Origin of the sequence: Agromyces binzhouensis (genome assembly GCF_004135055.1) — a bacterium.
GTDB classification, from domain to species: Bacteria; Actinomycetota; Actinomycetes; order Actinomycetales; family Microbacteriaceae; genus Agromyces; species Agromyces binzhouensis.
Genome location: NZ_SDPL01000658.1, coordinates 1 through 1,087 on the forward strand (window position 1 = coordinate 1; position 1,087 = coordinate 1,087).

The following is a 1,087-nucleotide window of genomic DNA, read 5'->3' on the forward strand; positions in this document are numbered from 1 at the left end:
AAGAAGCTGCCGGCGCAGCGCACGTCGACGCGCGCGGCGCGCGGCGCACCCCCGAAGTCCGATCGGCCGGGGGTCGTCGTCCGCGCCTGGATGGGGCTCGCGCACCTGACCGGAGGCGCAGCCCGAGCGCTCGGCCCGGAGACCCTCGCGAAGGAGGAGCGCCGCGACGGCCTGCCCTTCTTCCTGGTGCTGCTCGCCGTGACGGGCGCCATCGTCGAGTGGTTCTTCATCAACGACCCCGTGGCCCAGACGCTCGACGCGTACACGTTCGGCGGCCTCTTCGGACGCGTGGCGTTCGCGCTGCCGGTCGTGATGCTCATGTTCGCCGTGTGGCTGTTCCGGCACCCGAGTTCGGTGCACGACAACACGCGCATCGGCATCGGCCTCGGGATGCTGCTCATCACCGTCTCCGGGCTGTGCCACCTGTTCGGCGGCCAGCCGTCGCCGAGCGAGGGCATGCCCGTGCTGGCCGGCGCCGGGGGCATCCTCGGCTGGATGCTCGCCGAGCCGCTGATCCTCCTCCTCACCGATGTCGGCGCCGCCATCGTGATCGCGATCCTCGCGGTCCTCTCGCTCCTCATCCTCACCAAGACGCCGCCGAACCGGATCCCGCAGCGCTTCCGGGAGCTGTACGTGTGGCTGTTCGGTGCGATCGACGGCGAGGCCGACGGCGCGGCGGCCGAGGACGCCGCGACCGAGGCGAAGCCGAAGCGCCGGTCGAGGGCGGGCCGCTCCGAGCAGGTCGAGCTCGACGGCATCGACGACGAGGCGCCCTCAGGCGGGCTGCTGCCCTGGTGGCGCCGCAACGCGTCCAACCGCGAGGAGGACCCCGAGTTCACCGACGCGGGCGCCGACGGCATCACCGAGGTGTTCGGCGAGGGCTCCGCCGCGGGCAGCTTCGAGACGCCCCTCGAGGGGGTTCGGCCCGCCGATCCGTACGGCGCGGGCGTCATCGACGACCTCGAACGTGCCGAGTCCGCGCTGCTGCGCTTCACCGGCGAGGTCGCAGGGGACGGCACGGGCCTCCGTGGCGACGACGCCGGGGCGACCGAGGTCCTCGCGCCCGCCGGCGCCGTGGCCGGGCTCG

General features: G+C 73.6%; 1 protein-coding gene. It reads left to right on the forward strand.

Annotated features, from left to right (window positions below; all coding sequences use genetic code 11):
- Positions 1–1,087 (forward strand): DNA translocase FtsK 4TM domain-containing protein (locus ESO86_RS17435; RefSeq protein WP_207207219.1); only part of this gene is annotated, 1,087 nt, incomplete at both ends.